The sequence below is a fragment of the Neobacillus niacini NBRC 15566 genome (assembly GCF_001591505.1).
Lineage (GTDB): Bacteria > Bacillota > Bacilli > Bacillales > Cytobacillaceae > Neobacillus > Neobacillus niacini.
In genome coordinates this window covers 1-25344 of the sequence record NZ_BCVA01000011.1, presented here as the reverse complement: position 1 = coordinate 25344, position 25344 = coordinate 1, and the positions used below count along the sequence as shown (strand labels likewise).

General features: G+C 37.9%; 26 protein-coding genes and 1 riboswitch. Of the genes, 14 read left to right on the top strand and 12 right to left on the bottom strand.

Annotation, left to right across the window (positions count from 1 at the left end; all coding sequences use genetic code 11):
- Positions 1-2 precede the first annotated feature (2 nt).
- Positions 3-1271 (top strand): M48 family metallopeptidase, encoded by a 1269-nt coding sequence (locus BANA01_RS11300; RefSeq protein WP_063253189.1) that lies wholly within the window; start codon positions 3-5, stop codon positions 1269-1271.
- A gap of 54 nt (positions 1272-1325) precedes the next feature.
- On the opposite strand, the gene BANA01_RS11295 is transcribed toward BANA01_RS11300, so the two are convergent.
- Positions 1326-1559, bottom strand: a complete 234-nt coding sequence (locus BANA01_RS11295) for an IDEAL domain-containing protein (protein ID WP_063253188.1) — start codon at positions 1557-1559, stop codon at positions 1326-1328.
- 186 nt (positions 1560-1745) lie between these two features.
- Between BANA01_RS11295 and BANA01_RS11290 the strand changes: the two genes are divergently transcribed.
- Positions 1746-2318, top strand: a complete 573-nt coding sequence (locus BANA01_RS11290; protein ID WP_235847114.1) for a competence protein ComK — start codon at positions 1746-1748, stop codon at positions 2316-2318.
- 4 nt (positions 2319-2322) lie between these two features.
- Here BANA01_RS11290 and BANA01_RS11285 read toward each other — a convergent pair whose 3' ends face one another.
- Complete coding sequence (locus BANA01_RS11285; RefSeq protein WP_063253186.1) at positions 2323-2688, bottom strand: YhjD family protein; 366 nt, start codon at positions 2686-2688, stop codon at positions 2323-2325.
- 228 nt (positions 2689-2916) lie between these two features.
- On the opposite strand from BANA01_RS11285, the gene BANA01_RS11280 reads away from it, so the two are divergent.
- The 5 genes from BANA01_RS11280 (at position 2917) to addA (ending at position 12556) form a co-directional block, all read left to right on the top strand.
- Entirely contained in the window at positions 2917-3861 is a 945-nt protein-coding gene (locus tag BANA01_RS11280; protein WP_063253185.1) for an LCP family protein, read from the top strand.
- Between the two features lie 44 nt (positions 3862-3905).
- Complete coding sequence (locus BANA01_RS11275; protein WP_063253184.1) at positions 3906-4559, top strand: TVP38/TMEM64 family protein; 654 nt, start codon at positions 3906-3908, stop codon at positions 4557-4559.
- Between the two features lie 2 nt (positions 4560-4561).
- A complete protein-coding gene (gene lepB, locus BANA01_RS11270) occupies positions 4562-5116 on the top strand; it encodes a signal peptidase I (protein ID WP_063253183.1) in 555 nt (184 codons plus the stop codon).
- A gap of 176 nt (positions 5117-5292) precedes the next feature.
- Entirely contained in the window at positions 5293-8787 is a 3495-nt protein-coding gene (gene addB, locus BANA01_RS11265; RefSeq protein WP_063253182.1) for a helicase-exonuclease AddAB subunit AddB, read from the top strand.
- Entirely contained in the window at positions 8780-12556 is a 3777-nt protein-coding gene (gene addA, locus BANA01_RS11260; protein WP_063253181.1) for a helicase-exonuclease AddAB subunit AddA, read from the top strand. The genes addB and addA overlap by 8 nt, the downstream gene beginning before the upstream one ends.
- Positions 12557-12597: 41 nt before the next feature.
- Here addA and BANA01_RS11255 read toward each other — a convergent pair whose 3' ends face one another.
- The 6 genes from BANA01_RS11255 to BANA01_RS11230 form a co-directional block, all read right to left on the bottom strand.
- Positions 12598-12816, bottom strand: coding sequence for a spore germination protein (locus BANA01_RS11255; protein ID WP_063253180.1), 219 nt, complete (start codon positions 12814-12816; stop codon positions 12598-12600).
- Between the two features lie 64 nt (positions 12817-12880).
- A complete protein-coding gene (locus BANA01_RS11250; protein WP_063253179.1) occupies positions 12881-13261 on the bottom strand; it encodes a spore germination protein GerPE in 381 nt (126 codons plus the stop codon).
- Positions 13262-13275: 14 nt separating this feature from the next.
- Entirely contained in the window at positions 13276-13446 is a 171-nt protein-coding gene (locus tag BANA01_RS11245; protein ID WP_063253178.1) for a hypothetical protein, read from the bottom strand.
- Positions 13436-14056, bottom strand: coding sequence for a spore germination protein GerPC (gene gerPC / locus BANA01_RS11240; RefSeq protein WP_063253177.1), 621 nt, complete (start codon positions 14054-14056; stop codon positions 13436-13438). Before gerPC ends, BANA01_RS11245 begins: the two co-directional genes overlap by 11 nt.
- A gap of 9 nt (positions 14057-14065) precedes the next feature.
- Positions 14066-14308: a spore germination protein GerPB gene (locus tag BANA01_RS11235; RefSeq protein ID WP_063253176.1), complete on the bottom strand. Its 243-nt coding sequence runs from the start codon at positions 14306-14308 to the stop codon at positions 14066-14068.
- A gap of 17 nt (positions 14309-14325) precedes the next feature.
- Complete coding sequence (locus BANA01_RS11230) at positions 14326-14550, bottom strand: spore germination protein (RefSeq protein ID WP_063253175.1); 225 nt, start codon at positions 14548-14550, stop codon at positions 14326-14328.
- A 229-nt stretch (positions 14551-14779) separates the two neighbouring features.
- Positions 14780-14866, top strand: a riboswitch (cyclic di-GMP riboswitch).
- 206 nt (positions 14867-15072) lie between these two features.
- Here BANA01_RS11230 and BANA01_RS11225 point away from each other — a divergent pair.
- The 4 genes from BANA01_RS11225 to BANA01_RS11210 all read left to right on the top strand — a co-directional run bounded on the left by BANA01_RS11225 (position 15073) and on the right by BANA01_RS11210 (position 16783).
- Entirely contained in the window at positions 15073-15681 is a 609-nt protein-coding gene (locus BANA01_RS11225; protein ID WP_063253174.1) for an ATPase, T2SS/T4P/T4SS family, read from the top strand.
- Between the two features lie 78 nt (positions 15682-15759).
- Complete coding sequence (locus BANA01_RS11220; protein ID WP_063253173.1) at positions 15760-16119, top strand: YisL family protein; 360 nt, start codon at positions 15760-15762, stop codon at positions 16117-16119.
- A 117-nt stretch (positions 16120-16236) separates the two neighbouring features.
- Positions 16237-16509 (top strand): ubiquitin-like small modifier protein 1, encoded by a 273-nt coding sequence (locus BANA01_RS11215; protein ID WP_063253172.1) that lies wholly within the window; start codon positions 16237-16239, stop codon positions 16507-16509.
- A gap of 1 nt (position 16510) precedes the next feature.
- A complete protein-coding gene (locus BANA01_RS11210) occupies positions 16511-16783 on the top strand; it encodes a MoaD-like domain-containing protein (protein ID WP_063253171.1) in 273 nt (90 codons plus the stop codon).
- Positions 16784-16838: 55 nt separating this feature from the next.
- On the opposite strand, the gene BANA01_RS11205 is transcribed toward BANA01_RS11210, so the two are convergent.
- Positions 16839-18668, bottom strand: a complete 1830-nt coding sequence (locus tag BANA01_RS11205) for an aldehyde ferredoxin oxidoreductase family protein (protein WP_063253272.1) — start codon at positions 18666-18668, stop codon at positions 16839-16841.
- 221 nt (positions 18669-18889) lie between these two features.
- Here BANA01_RS11205 and BANA01_RS11200 point away from each other — a divergent pair, with 221 nt between their 5' ends.
- A complete protein-coding gene (locus tag BANA01_RS11200; protein ID WP_063253170.1) occupies positions 18890-19918 on the top strand; it encodes a ThiF family adenylyltransferase in 1029 nt (342 codons plus the stop codon).
- A gap of 42 nt (positions 19919-19960) precedes the next feature.
- Here BANA01_RS11200 and BANA01_RS11195 read toward each other — a convergent pair whose 3' ends face one another.
- On the bottom strand, positions 19961-20524 hold the full coding sequence (locus BANA01_RS11195; RefSeq protein ID WP_063253169.1) for a DUF2777 domain-containing protein: 564 nt from the start codon (positions 20522-20524) through the stop codon (positions 19961-19963).
- 164 nt (positions 20525-20688) lie between these two features.
- On the opposite strand from BANA01_RS11195, the gene asnB reads away from it, so the two are divergent.
- A complete protein-coding gene (asnB, locus tag BANA01_RS11190) occupies positions 20689-22539 on the top strand; it encodes an asparagine synthase (glutamine-hydrolyzing) (protein ID WP_063253168.1) in 1851 nt (616 codons plus the stop codon).
- A gap of 62 nt (positions 22540-22601) precedes the next feature.
- Positions 22602-24110, top strand: a complete 1509-nt coding sequence (locus BANA01_RS11185) for an alpha-amylase family glycosyl hydrolase (RefSeq protein ID WP_063253167.1) — start codon at positions 22602-22604, stop codon at positions 24108-24110.
- Between the two features lie 48 nt (positions 24111-24158).
- Here BANA01_RS11185 and BANA01_RS11180 read toward each other — a convergent pair whose 3' ends face one another.
- Both BANA01_RS11180 and BANA01_RS30180 read right to left on the bottom strand, forming a co-directional pair.
- On the bottom strand, positions 24159-25031 hold the full coding sequence (locus BANA01_RS11180) for an SDR family oxidoreductase (RefSeq protein WP_063253166.1): 873 nt from the start codon (positions 25029-25031) through the stop codon (positions 24159-24161).
- A 95-nt stretch (positions 25032-25126) separates the two neighbouring features.
- A partial coding sequence (locus BANA01_RS30180) for a hypothetical protein (protein WP_218008392.1) occupies positions 25127-25344 on the bottom strand: 218 nt, incomplete at its 5' end.

Sequence of the window (25344 nt, the reverse complement as noted above, 5' to 3'; positions counted from 1 at the left end):
ACATGGTTAGAAAAATGGGAGTCTATGCAGTTTTGGCCTATGTAATATATGGGTTGTTTTTTTATTGGTATTTATTTTACTTTGCAGACTCAAACCTGCCTTTTGAATATCAAGGGACGAAAGCTGATCCTGCTACTTTTTTAAATGGCAGGGAATTAATGCTGAGTGAAGAGTATTCAAAAATTAGAAATTTGTTATTTTTCTTATCAACACCATTTGAATGGCTTTTCTATTTTCTGATTTTACTGTTTGGCTTTTCAAAAGCATTTAAATCATGGGCTGAAAATTCGTCCAAGTATAAGCTGCTTCAAACAGCTATATATATGATATGGCTTTCATTTTTTGCTTTTTTGGCTACATTGCCACTAAGCTATATCAGTTACACTTTGTCAAAAACTTATAACATTTCAACACAAACCTTTGCTTCTTGGATGAAGGAGGAGTTAATTGATTTTTGGATTAATTACGGGACTTTACTGATTATTGTCCCAGTTTTATATTGGCTCATGAAAAAAAGTGTTAAACGCTGGTGGCTCTATGCCTGGATATTGTCGATACCCTTTACCTTGTTTATGATGTTTCTACAGCCCGTAATCATTGACCCGTTATATAATGATTTTTATCCTTTGAAAAATAAAGAATTAGAAACGAAGATATTAGCTTTAGCAGATAAAGCGCAAATTCCCGCCGAACATGTTTTTGAAGTGAATATGTCCAAGGAGACAAATTCCTTAAATGCATATGTATCAGGGATTGGCTCAAACGCAAGGATTGTACTATGGGATACTACTTTAAATAAATTATCAGATGATCAAATTTTATTTATCATGGCACATGAAATCTGTCATTATGTTGAAAAGCATATCTATATCGGAATCGCTTTATATTTATTGTTCTCACTTTTGGGGTTGTATTTAACGTATCGAATTATGAATTGGGCAATTGGGCGATATGGAAAAGAATTGAAAATTCCAGACGTAAAAGATATTCGTTCCTTACCGCTCTTTTTCATGATCATTTCCATGCTTTTGTTTGCGTCCAGTCCAATCTCTAATCTCATTTCTCGGTATGAGGAAACCAGGGCTGACAGATATGCGATTAATATGACACAGAATCCTGAAGCTGCGATAACATCCTTCCAAGAATTAACCCGCTCGGGACTAAGCCAGATTAACCCGCCTTTATTAGTAAAAATATTCCGTTACAGTCATCCTTCAATGCTTGAGCGTATTTCAATGCTTGAAGAATATGAAGTTAAACAACGCAAATAAATAAAAACGGGAAAGGAGAATTTAATCTCCTTTCCCGTTTTTATTTTAAAAAGCTTACGTTCCAAACCGTTTGTTTATTTCAACTAATTGTTTTGATAAAAGGTAAAAGTTTTGTTTATCGCGATGGTCAATCGCACGGTCAATTTTCTTCAGCAGTTTTTCTCTTTCGACATTTAATTGAATCTCTGATAAGAGCATTTCAATGTACAAATCCTGGACAAAATTCTCTTTCCGTTGACGTTTCATGGCACCAATTTTCATTAATTCCGTGTATGATTTCTCATTCATCAAAATCACCTCGATGCTTTTTAATATTATATGGGGTTTTTTTGATAATATCAATTAATATTTATAATTTTCAGTTTTATTTTTCTGTAATAACTTTGTGAATAAATTCGCAACAATTCAGAAAAATAAATAAACCAAATTTTAAACATGATATGATGGATAAAATTGCTAATGGAGTTGAGCATATTGAAGCTAAAACAAATTGAAGAGTATGAGGTAAATCCATTTACGATGTTTATTAAACCTATCGCGTATGGCAGTAAAATTTATTCGGAGATTTTCGAAGTAGAGGACAAATTTTTATCTCCCTATAAACCACTCGAAATTATAAGAAATAGTTGTGAATACTATGGAAGTGATTATGAAGGTCGTAGGAATGGCACCAAACAGTTAGTTGGGTATGCGCATAAGATTCCCATTGCAATTGATCCTACAAACCGCATTTTTTTCTTCCCTACCACATCACCAACCCGTCAAGAATGTATTTGGATTTCCCATGAACATGTAAAAGATTACGATCGAGTAAATCCCCAAGAAACTTTAATCCTTTTTAATAATAATCAGTCTTTTAAATTCCCTGTTTCGTGCAGTTCAATCATTTCTCAACTGGAGAGAACAGCTTACTTAAGAACGAAGTTAATGCAAAGAATTGAGTACAATGAAAAAAAATCCTTTTATTTATTACAACGGCCAAAACCCATGGAGGCTTCAGAAAACTTTTATCAATATGGCAAACATAAGGTTAAGGATAAACAATAATATCTTAACGGGACAGGTACTGTTTTAGAAAATAGAACTCCATTAGTTCTTGAACTTTGTTGCGTATTCTTGGATTAAAGTAATTATGAGCCTCTTCATACCCTTTATATAAAAACATATACATGGTAAAGGCTTCATCCCGTTTTGTTTCCATTACTCTCAGATTATTCTTCTTCATATATCGTTTCACTTCAGCTAATTCCGTTTGAATGCTTTTCATGGTTTCTTCAATTAGTTCTAAGTATGGTTTTTTTAATTTAAAAGGACTGTTTTCTACAACGGTTAAATCACGATTTAAGACAATTAATACCATAGGCAAATAGATGGCTTTTTCCATTATATTACGATCTTCCTCTGGAATTCTGGTCATCCCGTCATCGACCCCTTTCAAATAATGAATTCGAACATTTGTTCTTAATTTATCATACAAAAGTCTGATGGAAAACGCAATGCTTTAAAGCTTGCGTTTTTTGTTTGCAAAATTTGGTACTTGTATGAGAAAGTTTTTGATAGAAGGATATTTCTTCGGGGAAAATGAATTATATATGTACACAATAAATTTGTTCTAAAAAATATGACATAGATAGGTGAATCTGGTATGAGATACGATAGACACACAAAAAAGAAAAAAAGGAAAAAGACTTCAATACTATTGGTCCTGCTGCTACTATTTGGAGGAACTGCAGGTTATACATATTTTCAGTATAAACAAGGAGTTAATCAATCATTAAAGAAAATGAATAAGGAAAATAATGTTAATGAAGAAGTTTACACGTTTGAAGGTAAAAAAGATCAATATGGGGCCACCAATATTCTTTTATTAGGAAGCGATGCCAGAGCGGGCGAGGAAGTATCACGGGCGGATACTATCATGATTGCACATTATAATGAAGACAAAGGCACTTATAAGCTGACTTCTATAATGAGAGACATTTATGTAAATATCCCAGGTGAGGGTAAACATAAAATTAATTCTGCCTTTATGCGTGGCGGTCCTGAATTAATGAGGAAAACAATAAAAGAAAACTTTGATATTGATTTACAATATTATGCCATTGTCGATTTTGAAGGCTTTGTGCAATTGGTTGATGAGGCATTTCCGAATGGCGTAGAAATAAATGTTGAAAAGAAAATGTCAGCATATGTTGAAGTTCCACTAGAACCAGGACTGCAAAGACTAAATGGCGAACAAATGCTTAGTTTTGTACGTTTTCGACACGATGCGATAGGTGACTTTGGCCGGGTTCAACGTCAGCAGCAGGCACTTCAGGCGATAAGCGACCAGCTTTCAGGAATTCAAACCATCCCCAAACTCCCGAAATTAATTGGTGTAGTTACACCCTATATCAATACAAACATGGATACCGGGGATATATTGTTTATGGCAAAAGATTTCTTTGCAAAAGATAGAGGAAATATTCAGACCTTTAGAATTCCAATTGATAACGGATATGAAGACGCAAGAATAAAAGGGGAAGGATCTGTTCTAGATTTAAATTTAGAGATGAATAGGGAAGCTTTTCACCAGTTTTTAACTAAATAAAAAACAAACAAACAGCAACAATGTATGAAGTAAGGAGCAATCATATGGACATTGAAGCAATCAAGGCATGGTTCACACTAGAAAATATAATGGACTTAATTCAAGAGTACCGGTCCTTTGGCCCAATACCCGGTGTAGTGCTGCCCATGATTGAAGCATTTTTACCTTTTTTGCCATTGGTTATTTTTGTAATGGCTAATGCCAGTGCTTTTGGATTATGGCTGGGATTTTTATATTCTTGGCTGGGGTCTTTTTTAGGAGCGCTGCTGCTTTTTTTCCTTATAAGGAAGTATGGACAAAAGAGAGTTTTTTCTTTTCTATCAAAACACTCAAAGGTTCAAAAGTTGATGGACTGGGTAGATCGACATGGCTTTGGACCGCTCTTTTTGCTCCTTTGTTTCCCATTTACACCATCTGTTGTGGTAAATGTTGTAGCGGCTCTTTCGAAAATTAGTATTTATCAATATATGCTTGCTGTAGCAATTGGTAAGATGGTGATGATTTTTACCATCAGCTTTGTTGGCTATGACCTTCAATCATTGATTACTCAGCCTTACCGTACTGCCATCGTTTTTCTAGTTATTTTTATTCTTTGGTATGTTGGAAAAAGAATTGAAGTAAGATTGAATAAGAGGATGGAAAATGACCATAATGAGGAGATAAATAGAGGTAAAGAGTTGAAGAAAAGGAGGAGTTAAAGGTGAATATTGAATGGAAAAAAGAGGGGATCGAATGGGTTAAGGCTTTTGCAATTGGTATTATTATTTTCGCTTTTATACGAACTTTTTTCTTTTCTAATTATGTGGTCGAGGGAGAATCAATGATGCCTACTCTCCAGGATGGGAACAAATTAGTAGTTAATAAGCTGGGCTACCAAATTAGTGATTTGAGCCGTTTTGATGTCATAGTATTCCATGCAAATGAGAAAGAAGATTACGTCAAGCGAGTAATCGGGCTTCCAGGAGATAAGATTGAGTTTAAAGATGATCAATTATATATCAATGGACACAAATACAACGAACCGTTTTTATCTGTTTATAAGCAAGAAATACCTGGTATCAAACTTACAGGTGATTTTAGTTTGAAGGAAATAACAGGTGAAAGTACAGTACCAGAAGGAAAGCTATTCGTGCTAGGAGATAATCGCTTAGGCAGCTGGGACAGCAGACATTTTGGATTCATCTCTGTAACCCAGGTTGTAGGAAAGGTTGACCTCCGGTATTGGCCGCTAAACGAAATGGATGTACAATTCTAAATTAGAATAGAGTAGAAACCTGAGAGTACGATGATAATATCGACTCTCTTTTTTGTTTATAAATTACCATTACTGGTTTTAATCTGTAAGAAGTGTTCCAAACGTTTGTGCTCATTTTATGATAAAATGAGAGTAAGTAATTTTAAAACAGGGTAATCGGAAAGTGAGGAAGAAACATGTCATTAAGAATGATTACCGGAAGGTCGGGAAGCGGTAAAACACAAATGTGTATGAATGAAATTGAAGATCGGCTGCTGGAAAATCCAGAGGGTGCACCGATTATTTATATTGTTCCAGAACAGATGACTTTTTCAACAGAATACCGCTTAGCGACCAATCCAAAACTTGGTGGAATGATACGTGCACAAGTGTACAGTTTCTCACGGTTAGCTTGGAGAATATTGCAGGAGGCTGGAGGTATTAGCCGATATCATCTAAGTAGTGTTGGACTAAGCATGCTTATTAGAAAAATTATAGAGGATAAGAAAGACGAATTAAAATTATTCCAGCGGGCCGCTGATAAAAATGGTTTTGTTCAGCAAGTTGAACAGATGATTACTGAGTTTAAACGTTATTGTATTACCCCAGATGAGTTGATTGATAAGGCAGGGAAGGGTAATAGAAATAGTGAAAATGCTTCTAGAGCCTTACAAGATAAACTAAATGATTTAGAGATTATATATAGACAATTTGAAGATGAAGTCTTTGGTAAGTATATCAGTTCAGAAGATTATTTTCGTTTGCTTTCAGAAAAGGTTTCTGAATCCACCTACTTAAAAGAGGCAGAAATCTATATAGATGGATTTTATAGCTTTACGCCACAAGAATACCTTGTCATACAACAGATAATGAAACATTGTCAGAGAGTAACGATTACCATGACAACTGACAAAACTTCCTTTGAAATGGTGCCAGATGAATTGGATTTATTTCGATTAACAAGTGATACGTGCACCACTTTATACAATTTAGCACAAGCGGAAGGAATTGAAATGGAGTCTCCGCTCTTTCTATCTGAGCAGCAGAAATGGAATCAGTTATCTTTACAGCATTTAGAGAGACATTTTGATACCAGACCAGCAGCCCCTTATGATGGAAAAACAGACATCTATATAGGGCAAGCTGTTAATCGAAGAGCAGAGATAGAGGGGATTGCACGCGAAATTCTTCAGTTAGTTCGGGAAAAGAATTATCGGTATAAAGACGTAGCCCTATTGATAAGGAATGGCACTGATTATCATGATATCGTAGAGCCTGTTTTCTCTGATTATCAAATTCCGTTTTTTATTGACCAAAAGAGAACAATGCTGAATCACCCATTGATTGAATTAATCCGGTCAACTATGGAGGTAATTCAATCATTTTGGCGTTATGAGCCTGTTTTTAGAGTAATAAAAACTGAATTGATATACCCGCTGCATGAAAATCCAGATCGAATACGGGAAAAAATGGATAGACTAGAAAACTATGTACTTGCCTATGGAATTAAAGGCAGTAAATGGACAAGTAAAGACCGCTGGACATACCGTCGCTTCAATGGTCTGGAGATGGAAACAAATGTGCAAACCGACGCGGAAAAAGAAATAGAACAGCAATTGAATGAATTAAAGCTTATGGTAACAGCACCCATTCTACGGTTATCAAGAAGGCTTAAAAAGGCAGACACGGGCCGGAAACTTTGTGAAGCAATCTACTTATATCTAGAAGAATTAGATATTCCTTCAAAACTAGAAAATTGGAAAATGGAAGCCGAACAGAAAGGAAATCTAGTCAAAATGCGTGAGCATGATCAGGTATGGAATGCCTGTATTGATCTATTGGATCAATATGTGGAAATATTAGGAGATGAGGCGGTTTCCTTAAAGTCTTTCGCTGCTATCTTGGAAGCAGGATTCGAATCACTCTATTTTTCACTTATTCCTCCAGCTCTAGATCAGGTTATCATCGGAGACTTGGAGAAATCTCGACTGACAGATATAAAAACAGCTTTTATTGTTGGTGTAAATGAGGGGGTATTACCAGCAAAGATTGCCGATGAAGGGATATTATCTGATGATGAGCGTGAAATGTTAATGGAATCAGATTTAATCGTAGCTCCAAGCAGCAGAACACGGCTATTGGATGAGCATTTTATAGCTTACAAGGCCCTAACGACACCATCAGAATCTCTTTACGTGAGTTACCCGCTTGCCAATGATGAAGGAAAGGCATTAATAGCTTCCTCGTATATTAAAAGATTAAAAGATATGTATCCAAATTTAGCAGAACATTTTTATGGTACCGATCCTGCTGAGCTAACAGAAGAAGAACAGTTAAACTTTGTTACTAATCACAAAACCACTCTTTCTTACTTGACTTCACAGCTTCAGTTGAAAAAGCGGAATTATCCTATATCCGATTTGTGGTGGGATGTATATAACTTTTATATCAGCGGTGAGTGGAAGCAAAGAGCAGAGAAAGTATTCGCTAGTCTCTTCTATACCAACCAAACGGTACAGCTTTCAAAGGAAACAGCCGACGAATTATATGGGGATACCATACAGGCGAGTGTTTCACGAATGGAATTGTACAATGGCTGTGCCTTTTCCCATTTTGCACAGCACGGGCTAAAGCTTCGTGAACGGAAGGTTTTCCGATTGGAAGCTCCTGACATAGGTGAATTATTTCATGCTGCTTTAAAACATATCTCTGATTATGTCAATGAACAAAGACTTAGCTGGGCATCTCTTACAAAGAAACAATGTGAAGAACTGGCCAAAGAAGCGGTGAGTGCTTTAGCTCCTAAGCTGCAAAATGAAATTCTTTTAAGTTCGGAACGTCATCATTATATCAAACGAAAATTAGAACAAATTATTACCCGGGCATCTCAAGTATTAAGCGAACATGCAAAAGTAAGTGGATTCTCACCAATCGGATTAGAATTGAGCTTTGGACGTAATGGCAAGCTTCCGCCATTAACGTTTTCATTAAAAAATGGCAAACGAATGGAACTAGCTGGCCGTATCGATAGGGTCGATCAAGCAAAGGGTGTTAATGATAGTACGTACTTACGTGTAATTGATTATAAATCGAGTGAAAAGGATGTTAACCTGAACGAGGTATACTATGGACTAGCCCTGCAAATGTTAACCTACCTAGATATAGTCATTACACATTCTGACCAACTGGTAGAAATGAAAGCAAGCCCAGCGGGAGTCCTTTATTTCCATGTCCATAACCCATTAATAAGCACTACTAAATTATTGACGATTGAAGAAATCGAAAAGGAAATCATGAAAAAATTCAAGATGAATGGTTTAATGATGGGTGACCCAGATGTCCTTAAACTCATGGACCAAACACTTGAATCAGGTGATTCACAGATTATCTCAGCAGGCATAAAAAAAGATGGGAATCTGACGAAAAAATCAAAAGTTGCAAGTCTAAATGAATTTGATAATTTAAGGGATTATGTCCGGAAGCTCTATCAAACTACAGGAGAGGCTATCGTGGATGGTCAAGTTGACATTGCTCCTTATAAACTGAAAGATAAAACACCATGTACATTTTGTGCCTACAAATCCGTTTGTCAATTTGATGAGTCGATTGAAAATCAATATCGAATTCTAACACCGCAGCCTAAGGAAACAATCTTTGAATTAATAAGGAAGGAGGTTGGCGTAAATGAGTAATTTTGTAATACCTCCTAAACCAGAGGGGGCAACCTGGACGGAAGACCAATGGAAAGCGATTATGGGGAAAAATAAAGATATTCTTGTCGCAGCCGCAGCAGGCTCAGGTAAAACAGCGGTTTTGGTCGAGCGAATTATCCAAAAGATTCTATCAGAAGAAGACCCTATTAATGTGGATGAGTTATTAGTGGTAACATTTACGAACGCATCTGCAGCTGAAATGCGTCATCGTATCGGAGAAGCATTGGAAAAAGCGATTAATAAGGATCCCGGATCCAGGCATTTACGAAAGCAGCTTAGCCTATTAAACAAAGCCTCCATCTCCACATTGCATTCCTTTTGCATGGAGGTTATCCGTAAATACTATTACCTTATTGATGTTGACCCTGGATTTAGAATTGCTGATGAAACAGAGGCACAATTAATTCGGGATGAAGTCATGGACGAGCTATTTGAAGAGGAGTATGGAAAAAAAGATAATGAGCCATTTTTTAGGCTAGTAGATTCCTTTACCAGCGATCGCAGTGATAGTGCCCTAATGGATATAGTGAGAGATATTTATGATTTTGCACGGTCAAACCCTGTGCCTAGTCATTATTTACAGTCAATGATAGGTATGTATGATGTTGCTTCTATTACAAATCTTGAAGAATTACCATTCATTCAAGCGCTTGTTTTTGATATGGAACTTCAATTGGAAGGTGCAAAGGAATTGATTGAGCGGGGCTTGGAAGTGACAAAGCTTCCAGGTGGTCCGGCACCAAGGGCGGAAAATTTTCTTGATGATATAAATGTGATTAATACGCTTATCCAGGCAAACCGTGACTCGTGGTCAGCTCTTTATCAGGCCATGCAGACATGGTCATTTTCCCGAGCAAAACAAGTTAAAGGCGATCACTTCGACAAAGAGTTGACTGAAAAAGCGCAAAAACTACGTGATAAGGCTAAAAAGAGGATCCAAGATATTAAAGAAGAGCTGTTTTTGCGAAAACCAGAAGGCTTCTTACGGGATATGGCTGAAATGCGCCCGCTCATTGAAACACTGGTTCATTTGGTCACTGTTTTCTCTTCGCGCTTTGAGAAAGCGAAGCGTGAAAAAGGACTTGTGGACTATGCCGATTTAGAACATTATTGCCTAGAAATATTGACAGGAGAAATAAATACTGCAGGAGAGTTTCTTCCATCGGAAGCAGCGGTAGCTTATCGCCAACAGTTTAATGAAGTATTTGTGGATGAATACCAAGATGTCAATATGGTTCAGGAAACCATATTAAAGCTGGTATCAAAAGAAGATGAGACGAATGGTAATCTGTTCATGGTGGGCGACGTCAAACAGTCCATTTATCGGTTTCGATTAGCTGAGCCTAATTTATTTTTAGGAAAATATAACCGTTTCAGGCAGGATGGTAATGGCACTGGATTACGAATTGATCTGGCTCGTAATTTTAGAAGCCGGAAAGAAGTACTGGATGGGACAAACTATTTATTTAAACAACTTATGGGTGTAAAGGTTGGAGAAATTGAATATGATGAAGCTGCTGAATTAAGGCCGGGTGCACCATATCCAGAAGATGAACCATTTCCAATTGAGCTATTACTTATCGATCAAAATAATGATAGTAAAGAATTATCTGCAGAAGCAGCTGAAGCAGAAACGGAGATCGGACCTTCTGAGTTTGATGAGGTGGATTTAGAAAAATCCCAGCTTGAAGCAAGAGTAATGGCTTCAAAAATTAAACAGTTGATCGAGAATGAAACCAAGGTTTATAACCCAAAAACCAATTCTTATCGTCCGATTATGTATCGAGATATAGTGATTCTTCTTCGCTCCATGACCTGGGCACCACAAATAATGGAGGAATTTAAACAACAGGGCATACCGATTTATGCGAACCTTTCCTCTGGTTATTTTGAAGCAACGGAAGTAGCGATCATGATGTCGTTGCTAAGAGTGATTGATAACCCATTTCAAGATATACCGTTGGCTTCGGTCTTACGGTCTCCAATTGTTGGGCTCAACGAGGAGGAACTCGCACAAATACGTATGTACAACAAGGGGACTTTTTGGGAGGCTGTTAAGAATTTCTGTAGAAGCGGACCAACAGAAAAAACAGTGTTTTTATATGAAAAGGTTCGTCGTTTTTATGACTTTTTGGAACAATGGCGTTCGATGGCACGTCAGGGTTCGCTATCAGATTTAATTTGGCAGCTTTACCGGGATACACAGTTTTATGACTTTGCAGGTGGTTTGCCAGGTGGTAAACAGCGGCAGGCAAACTTACGAGCGTTGTATGATCGTGCAAGGCAATATGAACAAACTTCATTTCGAGGGTTATTCCGCTTTCTGCGATTTGTAGAAAGAATGATTGAAAGAGGCGATGACCTAGGAGCAGCAAGAGCACTCGGAGAGCAAGAAGATGTTGTGCGGATTATGACCATTCATAGCAGTAAAGGACTAGAATTTCCAGTTGTGTTTATTGCAGGATTGTCGCGTAATTTTAATCTGTCTGATATCCGGAAGCCTTATATGCTCGACAAAGAGTTCGGCTTTGCATCAAAGTATGTAAATGTGGAAAAACGAATTTCCTATCCATCTTTGCCTCAAATAGCTTTTAAGCGTAGAAAGAAGATGGAAATGCTTGCAGAAGAAATGCGGGTTCTGTATGTGGCGCTTACACGGGCCAAGGAAAAGTTATATTTAATAGGGACTATGAAGGATACAGAAAAGAAAATAGATCAGTGGTCTGATGTTTCTACTAATCAAAACTGGCTTCTCAAGGATTATGAAAGAGCGGCGGCAGGCTGTTACATGGATTGGGTTGGCCCTGCGTTAATTCGTCACAAAGACAGTAAAGAATTAATGAAGAGTGAGATTCAAAACTCATTCCTTCCTGATGAAATAACCTGTCACCCTTCTGCTTGGAAAATTACAATAATACATGCAGACGAAGTCAAAAATCAGGAAGTTATTAAAAGCTTGGAGGAGGACACCCTCCTAGATAAGGTAGAGAATAAGGAAATGATACCTTTAACATCTCCTTTTAAAGAAGAAATTCAGTCTCGTTTAACATGGGAATACTACTTTGCCAATGCCTCAACCCATCGCTCGAAGCAATCCGTATCCGAAATGAAACGTCAGAGGGAAATGTCCGATGAGCATAGTGGTACTGAATTATTAAGCAAATTTAAAAAATCGATTACAAAACGCCCTAAGTTTATGCAGGAAAAGGCGCTTAGCCCTGCTGAAAGAGGGACTGCCCTCCATATGGTCATGCAGCATGTCGATTTAGCAAGACCTGTGACAATAGAATCTGTTAAGACACAAATCGAGGCCATGGTTAATAATGAGCTGATAACGGTCGAACAGGCGGAGGTCATTGATACACAGCTCATTGGGAAATTTTTTGAGTCAGATTTAGGTAAGAGGATGTTAAAGGCAAAGGCAGTGAGCCGTGAGATTCCTTTTACCCTATCCTTACCTGCTGCTGAAGTTTATCCAACATGGAAGGGCCAAGATGAATCTGTGTTTGTTCAGGGGATAATCGACTGTGTGTTTGAGGATGAAAATGGCCTTGTTCTTATTGATTTTAAATCAGACGGGATAAGAGATCGTTACAAAGGTGGTTTTGAACAGGCCAAACCAATACTTGAACAACGGTACCTGCTGCAAATCAATCTTTACACGCAAGCATTGGAGAGAATTTGGAAAAGAAAAGTCGATGAAAGATTTTTATTCTTCTTTGACGGTGCTCATGTAGTAAAGCTATAGTCAATTAGAAAACGACATAAACATCCTCGTTTATGTCGTTTCTAATTATTTCCGCCAATTGGCTGGTCAAGCAAATTAGCATCAAGAACATTTGTGCCGCTTAAACCGCTAGCAGTAAATATAATTCCTCCTGTATTAAAGCCTCCAGAACCTGCATTGGTCTTTGTAGCACTTTTTGGAGAAATATATACCGTATCCCCAAAATGAACAATTCCACCGCTTACATTCACAATTTGAACTGGACCCATTATCGCTGGCATTTACTAACATCCTTTTCTTTACTTGCCCTTAGCGAGCTTGTGATATTGTATTCTAACGGCCTTGTCATTGTTCACCCCCTCTATGCTGCAGTTGTCTGATATGTTTAACCCTTACTTCCATTGAGACGTTTTCACTGTTTCCTACATGCAGTATGGCATCCGAGGACATTGCAAGGATAGATATAGTGTTGACCTTAATGATAGGAAGGCAATTATGAGTAGATATCGTAATACTCTCATTTATTGGCAAAAAAGGGATTGGTTCAGAAAACACAGGATAGTTTGAAAAATTACCTTCTTTTGTATTAAAAACTTCAGCTTCCCTTTGAACAGCCAAGGCACGTGAAAATCCATTAATAATACGGGAATCTCCAAGCTGAATGATAGAGGCAAAGGAAGCAGAGGTCACATTAACCCTGTTTACGACAGAAGATCTCTGGAGCATAAACTTTAGCACCCCTAAAAAAGTGGGACAAACGGCCCGATGATAAGTGATTCAGCGGGAGTGTCAAAAGTTGACGCCAATTGAATAGTTTGTGTGTCGCCTACCATCACGAGCGACGAACTTGCAACTCCTATTATTCTAATGGTATCAACATGGAGATCTCGATTATATACCTCAAAGTTCATTTTGTGTATTCATTCCTTTCACATTCTCTGGTAAATGATTAATAAAGATTAAAATTCCTTTTCTAATTTCCTGTTTAAGTAATTCGACAATGCTCTCCTCTGAGAATTGTTCGCCATTCCGCTCATTGGCTCCAGCATTTTGTATATGGTAATCAATCCTGGCTGGAAGCTGTTTCATGATATCTTGTTTAATAAAAGCTAAATAGGAATCATCTAATCTAACATTTATTTGGTTTTGAGTTTCCTTAAATAGCACTGGCAGTTCGGTTTCTAAATACTGATAAATAGATTCTTCGATTTTCATAGAACGCTGCATTTGTGCCTTAGGATGGATAGGTGTTTTTAAGGATTGATTTTCCACGGCAAAATCTTCAATATTTGCCAAATCGGATGGATTTAGTCCAATGTTTAAGGTTCCTTCAAGAGTTTCAACCTTTAATTGATCGAATTTGTATTCAATCTTATCAACCCGAATACTTGGCTTATCTTTTAATTGATTTATTTCTTCCTGAAGTTTTAGAATGGTGTGTTCAAGAGTTGCAATTCTATTTTCCTGTGCCTGTAAAGTCATCTGGACCCATTGAAGAAGTTGTGAATAATCCTGGTACATACCATCACCTCACTTTGAATCTTCTTCTCTCGAACCTGTACCTGATAATGGCACTGCGGGGCTGCCAGATTGCCCGGTTGTAGTCTGAGTACCTCCTGCAGTTGGTGCGGGCGTTGTAAAACCTCCAGTGTTATACAAATATGAGGCAGGTTTAATAATTCCAGCACTGCCAATCTGCAGGACAGAAGAATTTGTTATACTGCTAATTTTAATAAAGTTTATTTGAATGGATTGCTGGATATAAAAATTCATAAAAAACCAACCTTTCCTTAAGCATTAAGGAAGATTCCTTGATCAATACCATCTGAATCGTTTGTGTTCGTATTACTTAAATTATTATTATGAACATTTAAACTTTCACCCGTATTAAATGAACCGGCACCGGAGAAAGTTCTTGCAGATGAAAATGGCATAATTTTGTAGACATCTCCAATATGAAAAACGGAACTGCTGCCAAGTGATATGACTTGTGCAACTCCTACAATCGCTGGCATAAACAACACCCTTTACCTTTTTTCTCCTAATATCTTATGTATGGGTTGGTGTAATGTGATTCATTCGCCCAAATAAAGTAAATCCAACCTTAATTGGTTGGGAAAATTATAGAATTAGGTAAAATTACCTATTTGTTTGTGAAAAATGATAAAATAGTAGGATATGAGATGAAGGCAAAAGGACTTAAGATAGATTTAAGAGATCAGTCGGAAATGTAAAAACACTGATTCTCGATAAAGGCAAAACTGATGAAAATCAGTGACGCAAAGCTAAAGGGGCTAAGGTGCATTTGCACTACGCCAGCCAGTTACCGAAAGAACAGGGTGTTTTTCGTAGATAACAGCATTGTTTACATAGGTCTTTCTATGTACACTGTTGTACTTCATTTGTTAACCCCCCTTTCGGTAAAGGCGGGGTTGTTTTTATCTGTTTATCGACCCCTGCCTAACCGTTCGTTCATATTTTCTTTAAGTTTTGAGAGTAAATTGGTTTTCAAAAAACAAACAAGGTGGGTGGAATCTATGGGGCTATTAAAACAAATCGAACAAAATCATCAGGGACAAGGTATTAATCACAAATTATACAATTCGGCTAGGCTGGCTAATAGAAAGTATTCCTGGAAACCTCTAGACTTACAGGATTTAATTTGTAACGGGACCATGTCAAAAGAAATGGCCCTCTTCCTCTCTACATGTGTGAGAGCTAGGTTAAATATCGTAGTGAGCGGAGGAGCAGGTGCAGGTAAAAAAACCCTTGCCAATGCCCTTTCTACTTTCATTCCAAGAGAGGAAAGGAATATTCTTGGAGATGTTCGTGGTAAAAATGTACGTGAAATACTTCGGAAACAAAATAGAGGACTTGATGGTTTTCTTGCAACAGGACATTCCAGCAGCCCGCGTAATATGATTGACCGTTTAGAAGTCATTGCCTATCTTGAAGGGATGAATTTGCCTATCAATGAGATTAGGGAACAAATCGCTGGTACTATTGACATCATAATCCACCTTTCACGCTTAAATGATGGAAAAAGAAAAATTACGAAGATAACAGAGGTTCAGGGGATCAAGGATGACAATATTGTGCTTAGAGATATTTTTACTGTGAATCCACTAGAAGGTTCTTATTATTAGCTTTTCTTTAGGAATTTTGGCAAGGCCTATGGTATGATAGTGTTGCTATAAGCTATTGATACATAGGAGGAAGATTAAATGATTCATGGTCACGTTACAGCTTGGGTATTAGCCCTAATTTTGTTTATTGTCGCTATATTTTTACTAAAAGGCGGGAAAGAAAAGGGCGCTAAAATTGTGCGAATGATTCTGCGTGTTCTTTATCTGTTAATCATTGCAACGGGTGTTGGACTTCTATTCATGGTGTCTAATATTGATTTGTTGTATATATTAAAAGCCGTAGTAGGCATTTGGGTCATTGGTTTATTTGAAATGATCCTTAGCAAGGTTGCACAAAATAGAAAGACTTCCGTTTTGTGGATACAGTTCGTTATCGCCTTCTTACTTGTATTGTATTTAGGATTTGATAAACTGCCAATGTCGATTTTTTACGTATAAGATTAATTTGTTAGAAAGAGCAGTCGGTTTACCGGCTGCTCTTTTTTTAGTTCAAAAAAAGATGACAAGAAGTGCAAATAGTTTTACTATTTAAGTAAGGGGAGAGGAGTGTTTGTTATGCTAGTAAGAGTGTTTGCGAATCTCCGGCAAATTTGCGGCGGAGTTGGGGTAGAAGTTAGACCGGAAGGGCAGCAGGTCATTGATGTACTTGATAAGATGGTGGAAATGTTCCCTGATCTTAAGGATGAAATATTTACGCCTGAAAAAGAGCTTCTTCCATTTGTTCATGTATTCATTAACGGAAGAAATATTATTCATTTGGATGGTCTTAAGACCATTGTAAAAGAAACCGATCAATTTGCACTTTTTCCTCCAGTTGCAGGTGGTTAATATGCTGCAGCAGGAATTGGAGTTTCGCGGAATCAATCGAGAGCACCTCGGATTATATTTTGAAGAGTTAGGCGGCAAACAAATTACGAATCAATTTCCTTACATATATAAATCTGACCACTGGTATGGAGAAATCGTAAGGGAAGAGGAATTATCGATAACTTCTACATTTAAAGTCAATAGTGTTCATATCCGATTTTGTGCCTCAGATGACATGACGCTTAATGAGCTTATCAAAAATTACCGGGTCAAAACAAGGAGAATCGGCGGATAATTTCTAAACCAATCAAAAGGCTTCTGCAAAATATGCAGAAGCCTTTGATTATTCCTTAAACCAATTGATTTTCAGGGTCGATGATTTCTAGCTCGCGAAGCTTAGCTTCGGTGACCTTTCCATCTTGCCAGCCCCGGACTTGGTAATACTCTTTAAGCATGATATCCATACGGCTCACTTCTCCTGCACTATTACCAGAGGCAGGCTCTTCCGTAAATCGTTTTGGCAGATAATCATCTTCTTCTTTGTTGAATCCAGCCAAGTTATTATAATAGCGCTCAAGATTATAGATTCTTTCTCCAGCCTTCATCACATCATCTGCTGTCATCGGTATTCCAGTCATTGTGCTGTATTGCTCTGCATAATGCTCTGCATTTTCTGAGAATGAGGAAAACTTGCAAATATTCATAGAATCAGAGAAAGCAAGCATATCTTGGAATATTTTTAATAGCTCACCTTTTCCTTCAGGTTTTAGGCGATCAGTTGGCTCAGGAATCCCGGCAATCTCACTGGCAACGGTATAGCCGCGTAAATGGCAGGCTCCACGGTTACTAGTGGCATAACCAAGTCCAATTCCTTGAATACCACGAGGGTCATAGGCAGGAATTGATTGACCTTTTACAGACATCGAAAGTTCTGGTGCGCCCCATAAAGCTGTTGCTTTTGCAGGGCCCTCAGCAAGAGTGCCGCCAAAGCCTTCACGGAATGCAATTTTCTTCGTTAAGTCAATCATCGAATCGGCATCGCCCCAGATAAGCTCTTCTGTAATCAATCCTTTTTCATAAGCCTCCATTGTAACAGAGAAGCAGTGGCCAAGTTCAATGGTATCAAGACCGTACTCATTACAGCGGTCAATCAGATAAGAAATAGCCTCAGCATCACTTAATAAGCAGTTTGAGCCTAAGGACCAAGCAGATTCAAACTCAATACTTTCGACTCTTGTTTTATACTTTCCATCTTTCACTTCAACTTCGATTTTGCAGCCTACGGGACATGCATGGCAAGTATTGTTTTTAACCAGCAAGTGCTCGTTTACATATTCCCCACTATGCTTTTCTGCCTCATCCCAATGAGTGAACTGTGAATTCTTTGTTGGAAGCGCCCCAACCTCATTGATAATGTTTGTTAATACGTTTGTACCGTAAACAGAAAGACCACCCTTATTTGGAGCCGTTAATCCACCGTCAAGAATAGCCTTTACTGCCTTTTTGTTAGCCTCTTTATATTCAGTTTCTAACTTAGGCTGCGGCATATTTCCTTTTTGAGCAGCTTTAATTACAACCGCTTTCAATTTTTTATAGCCTGCAACAGCGGCAGTTCCGCCACGTCCAGCAGCGCGATCATGTTCGTTAATAAAGGAAGCAAACTTAACGGTGTTTTCACCTGCTTGCCCGATCGTCATGACACTAAGGTCTTGTTCTCCGTATCTAGCTTGCAACGTTTTAACTGTTTCTCTAGTTCCTTTGCCCCAAAGGTTAGAAGCATCACGCAGTTCCGCTTTTCCATCCTCAATATAAAGATAAACTGGTTTGTCACTTTTACCCGTTAGGATGATATTATCGACACCTGCCCATTTTAATCGTGCAGCGGTCCATCCACCCATATGAGAGTCTGTAACGGTACCTGTTAACGGAGACTTCGTCACAACACAAAGACGTCCACTCATGGAAGAACGTGAGCCGGTTACAGGGCCAGTCATGATACAAAGAATGTTCTCAGGAGATAAAGGCTCTACTTCCGGGCCGTTATCAAGTACATATTTTACGCCGAGACCACGGCCGCCAATGTACTTTTTTGCATCCTCTTCGTTAATAGGTCTGTAATTGATTGTACCTGATGTTAAATCAACCACCACTTCTTTGTTTAAAAAACCGCCTAAATTCAATGTTTTTCCCTCTCTTTCATTAATAAATTGAAGCTTATCTCCCATCGATATTAAAAATATTAATAGGATATTCCTCACAAAATTAATAAATAAACCCAATTACTATTATACAATTATTTTTATATATTTAATATTTAAACTTTTCCAAAAATCCACTAAAATTAACATAGATTGCTGAACTCGTTAGAATTTACTACTAATCTAGAAAAGAGGAATATAATATGAACGAATTAGGGCGATATTCAAGACAAATTCTTTTTTCAGGGATAGGGAAAGAGGGACAGCTGAAACTACTCAACAGCAAAGTTGCTATTGTCGGTGTCGGTGCATTGGGAACAGTCTGTGCCAATCACATGGTCCGTTCAGGTGTAGGATATATTCGGTTAATTGATAGAGATGTAGTTGATCTTTCCAATCTGCAGCGTCAATCACTTTTTAATGAAGAAGATGTAACTCTAAATCTTCCAAAGGCAGTTGCTGCTAAAAAGAGGCTGAACTCTATTAACTCTTCGGTTAAGGTTGAGGCAGTTATCACAGATTTAAATCTTGATAACGCAGAGGAATTATTGTCTGGGGTTGATGTTATTGTTGATGGTACTGATAATTTTATGACTCGCTACCTAATTAATGATGTTGCTGTTAAATATCAAATTCCCTGGGTCCATGGGGCTGCAGTAAGTTCAAGAGGAATGTTTGCCGTCATTAAACCTGGAATAACACCGTGTTATCGATGTCTATTTCCACAAGTACCAGATGGGAGGGGCGAGACCTGTGATACAATTGGTGTTTTGTCGACAATTACAGATATTATAGGTTCTTTTCAAGCTATGGAAGCCATTAAATTACTGTTAGGGGCTGTGACGAATACTAATCTTGAGCAAATCGATATTTGGGAAACTTCCTTTTTTTCAATGGATACAACTGAGGGGAAAAATCCACAATGCCCTGCATGTGTAAAACGACAATTTGAATTCCTTGATCGTTTGTCTGCAGTCCAGGAAACTTATAGTTCTTTATGCGGGAGAGATACCGTGCAAATATATTTTAGAGAAAAACGGGAACGCAATTTACATAAGCTTAGTGAACGCCTAAAACAGAATGGGAAAGTCAGCGGAAACGAATTTTTACTTCGTTTTTCTCCCAATGATGAAACTACCATCGTCGTATTCAAGGATGGTCGTGTACTAGTCCATGGTACCGATGACATCGTGAAAGCAAAATCCCTTTTTACAAAATATATAGGCAACTAGAAAAAGGTGTGGTCTTCTTAATAAGAAACCACACCTTTTTCCTTAAGATATCATCTTTTCTATAACCAATCGTTTCCCTGTATTTAAGGTGAATTCAAAGCGGTCATTTACCTTTTCGAAATAGCAAAAATGGTGCTGAACATTACAAATTTGCTCTTGATTATCGAAGACAATAAAGTTTACTCCATCTCTTTGATTATCATCGGATAAGAATGATAGATGATTATAACAATAAATACAATCATAAATAGAAAAATCTAAAGAATTTAATGTGGTAACAAATTGGAAAAAGGCATCATCATTCATTCCCTCTAAAAGTCTTTCTAATGAGTAAATTAAATGCTTTCTGATTCTAACCTTGTCATGGTCACGAATCATGATAATTTCATTTCCACATCGAATCTTTCCCGATTCTATTAAGATTCCTTTCCTCCAACGATTTACACGAAATATTTCAATCTCTTGCTGAAGGAAGTCATCGAGCATTGCTGCTTCTTCTGTTTCTTCATCAAAAAAGATCCATTGATCACTAATTTGTTCAACTGTTCCTTCGTTATAGGCCCTCAGTTGAAAATCCAATAGTTTAATTCTTTGTTGTCGATTCATGTTTAACCTCCGTGCCTAATGCTTTCTTTTTCTTTGTAGACATCTTTGTGAGATTTTATAACTTGTTTATCTTTAATTTGGACAATTTACCAAATAAATTGGGCTGAATAGAATAAAAGCATTCAATGATATCCAGTGTCAATTACTGGAGAGAGGAGAAATATATGTGCGGAGTTTCAGGATGGGTTGATTTTACAAAAGATTTAAGAGACGAAAAAGATACGATCGAAAAAATGACCAAAACTCTAGCCAAAAGAGGACCAGATGAAACGAATCTCTGGGTTCAAACACATGCAGTGTTTGGTCATAAGCGCCTGATTGTTGTGGATCCTGAAGGCGGAAGGCAGCCAATGACAAAACAAAAGGAAGGTAATGAGTACACCGTTTGTTACAACGGTGAACTTTATAATACCGAAGATATCCGCAAAATTCTCCTTACTAAAGGATATTCTTTCAAAGGTCATTCTGATACAGAAGTTCTGTTAACTGCCTATATAGAATGGGCGGAAGAGTGCGTAAATTATTTCAACGGTATCTATGCATTTGCAATTTGGGATCAAGAGCGAGAACAATTGTTTATTGGCCGTGACCGATTGGGAGTAAAACCATTGTTTTATACGGAATTAAATAACGGAATTATATTTGCTTCGGAAATTAAGGCTATACTTGCAAACCCGGGAATGAAAACAGAACTGGAATATGAGGGGCTTGCAGAAATTTTCGGTTTAGGCCCTTCGAGAACACCTGGATCTGGAATCTTTAAAGGCATTAAGGAATTAAGGCCGGCACACGCTCTGACCTTTTCGAAAAATGGCTTAAAGATATGGCGCTATTGGAATGTTAAGAGTGATGTGCATAAGGATAATGTGGAAGAAACAGCAGAAAAGGTACGATATTTGGTAACAGACGCTGTAACAAGACAGCTTGTATCAGATGTGCCGCTTTCAACCTTCTTATCAGGCGGGCTTGATTCAAGTATTATTACAGCGATTGCTGCTAAAGGATTTAAAGACCAAGGAAAAGGTCAGCTTCATACGTATTCTATTGACTATGAAGGAAACGATCAATTTTTCAAAGCAAATGAATTCCAGCCAAATGCAGATGAGAAATGGATTAACATTGTAACCAAGGAGTTTCATACAAAGCACCATTTCAAAACAATTTCTCAGCAACAGTTAGTGAAAGACTTAACAGAATCGGTTCATGTTCGCGACTGTCCTGGTATGGCTGACATTGATTCATCCTTACTTTGGTTCTGTAAGGAAATAAAGCAGGACTTTGTTGTGAGTCTTTCTGGAGAGTGTGCGGATGAGATTTTTGGAGGATATCCATGGTTTCATCGCAAGGAAGATTTAGAGAGACCGAGTTTCCCTTGGATGCGTTCTGTTCATGAAAGAAATAATTTGTTAAGAGCTGATTGGCAGCAAAGATTGAATCTCAAGGACTATGTAATTGAAAAGTACAATCAGGCCATCCGGGAAACACCTAGATTGGATGGAGAGAGCCCAGAGGAAGCAAAGAGGCGAGAGCTTTTCTATATTAATATGACACATTTTATGACAACGCTGCTTGATAGAAAAGATCGGATGAGTATGGGAGCAAGTCTTGAGGTCAGGGTTCCTTTTGCAGATCACCGTCTTGTTGAATACGTTTGGAATATTCCTTGGGATATAAAAATGATTCATGGCAGAGAAAAGGGTATTTTGAGAAAAGCTTTTGAAGGAATACTTTCAGAGGAAGTACTTTATCGAAAGAAAAGCCCGTATCCCAAAACCCATAATCCAGAATATACATTAGCAGTTCAACAACAGTTGAAGGAGATATTAGCAGATAAGTCCTCGGTACTATATGAATTATTTAATCGTGAATTACTTAATGAACTTGTCGAATCAGGTGGTAATTCCTTCAAAGAACCTTGGTTTGGTCAGTTGATGTCAGGTCCACAACTATTAGCTTACTTCATTCAACTCGATATATGGTTTAAAGATTACAATATTAATATAGTAAATGGGTAGACATTAATAGTTGGATTCACAACTTTATTAGATTAAAATGAGTGTATGGAAGGGGATTGAACATGAAAAAAACCTTAATTACACTTATTTTAATCTGTTTTTTGCTTATTACGGTGATACCTGCACATGCAGAAACCCAGAGAGATGGCCGATTATGGCAGGATGAAACCATTTATTCGATCATGGTTGATCGCTTTTTTAATGCAAATACAAATAATGATAAGGAAGTGAATACACTCGACCCGCTCGCCTATAATGGCGGTGATTTTCAAGGAGTCATTGATAAATTGGACTATCTTAATGAAATGGGCTTCACAGCGATCCGATTAACATCAATATTTGATAATACTGCTGGTGGATATCATGGGTACTGGGTGAATGACTTTTATAAACCGGATGAACATTTTGGCTCAATGAAAACGTTTAAAAAACTTGTGCAAGAAGCACATAAACGAGAGATGAAGGTGGTTATTGATTTTGTATCCAATAACGTCTCTCTTGAACACCCATGGTTGATGGATTCATCCAAGAAAAATTGGTTTCATGAGAAGCAGGAAACGAGCGACTCAAAGGAACAGGATGAATTAGAAAATGGATGGGTGAACGGTTTGCCTGACCTTAATCAGGACAACCCTGAGGTAAAGGAATACTTATTGGACGCTGCTAAATGGTGGATTAACGAGACGGATATTGACGGTTATAGTCTTCCAGAAGTAAATTATGTACCTGTTTCCTTTTGGAGTGATTTTTCAAAAGAGGTTAAAAGCGAAAAGGAAGACTTTTTTCTGTTAGGGATCACTTCTACAAACAGTGTAGCAGACCCCAGAAAATATGTTGAGGCAGGAATTGACAGCCTTACTGATTATCAACATATTGAAGATTTAAGGAATGCCTTTGCTGCTACTAATCAAACCTTTGGCCCATTAAATGATAGCAAGGTTCAAAAGCTAGAAGTACAGCCGCAATTTTTTGATAACGAATTTACACCTAGATTTACACAAGATATCGTTTCAAATAAACATTTTCCAGGAGCACGCTGGAAAACGGCATTAACTTATATTTATTCAACACCCGGTATCCCAGTTGTTTTTTATGGAAGTGAAATTGCTTTAAATGGGGGAGAAATTCCAGATAATCGCCAGCCAATGAATTTTCGGACTGAGAAGGAACTCATTGACTATATAACCAAGCTTGGTGAGCTCCGGAATCAACTTCCTTCGTTAACCCGAGGAAGTATGGAAATGATTTACGAAAAAGATGGAATGGCAGTTTACAAACGTGTCTACCAAGATGAAACAGCGATTATTGCCATAAATAATACAAGTGAATCTCAAAACATTACCTTAAACAATGAGCAAATTGAAGGTGATAAAGAATTACGAGGATTGCTTAACGGAGATTTGGTTCGGAGCAATGGTGATCAATATGACCTAATCATCGACCGTGATGAATCAGAGATTTATGTCTTAACAAAAAAAAGCGGCATCAATATGCCTTTAGTGGGTTCCTTGGTTGCGGTGTACATCTTGTTCACTATTTTTATATTAAAAATTAGGAAAAGAAGAAAGTAAAAAGGGAAGCGCGATACTGCTAATAGAGTATCGCGCTTTCTTTATAGGCTATCCATTTACGATTTCTCCTCCATTTACATGAAGGATTTGTCCGCTTACGTAGGAAGAATCATCAGAAGCGAGGTATACATAGCTTGGGCCAAGCTCAAATGGCTGTCCCGCTCTGCCCATTGGTGTAGTTGAACCAAAGCTTGCCACCTGGTCTTCATTAAACGTAGAGGGAATCAACGGCGTCCAAATAGGACCCGGTGCTACGCCATTTACCCTTATACCTTGTGGGGCAAGCGATTTTGCCAGGGAACGTGTAAAGGTCACAATCGCACCTTTTGTTGCAGAGTAATCTAATAATTGCTCATTGCCGGCATAAGCCGTAACGGACGCCGTATTGATAATGGTTGATCCTTGTTTCAGATGGGGCAGGACCATTTTAGCCATATAGAAATACGAGAAAATATTGGTCCGAAACGTTTTTTCAAGCTGCGCGGACGAAATATCTAACAGACTTTTCTGTGGGTGCTGCTCTGCAGCATTGTTGACTAAAATATCAATTTTCCCAAATTGGTCCATCGTTTTACTAACGGTTTCCTTACAAAATTCCTCATTGCCTGCGTCACCGGAAAAAAGCAGACATCTGCGTCCTTCTGCTTCAACGAGTCCTTGTGTTTCTTCTGCATCCTGATGCTCATCCAAATAGACAATCACGACATCCGCACCTTCTTTGGCAAAATAAATGGCAACGGATTTACCAATGCCGCTATCCCCTCCGGTGATAATGGCTGTTTTACCGGCTAACTTACCAGCACTTTTATAGTTTTGATCAACAGAAACAGGACGAGGGTTCATGTCACTTTCAATACCAGGCTGGCGATTTTGGTGCTGTGATGGAAAAGTATTTTTTTGTTGTTTTTGGTTATTGGACATTCATTTTTACCTCCAAGTTTATTTACCTTGTTAGTTTGAGGAAAATGAACGAAAATATTAGAAAATAAAAAAGCTGCAATGATATTTTTTTGAGTTTATCTACATTGTGAGGCCGACAATTCGGACAGCTTTTGTAATTTTATGGTTTGGCGAGTCTGAATGAGCCCCTCATTCGGACAGCTTCTACTAGAATTGGAGCTTGCCTGTCCAAATGGGACCATGATTTGGACAGCATAGCTATTATGGGGCTCGCCCTGTCTGAATGAGCCCTGTATTCGGACATCTTCCCCCAGAATTGGGGCTTGCCTGTCCG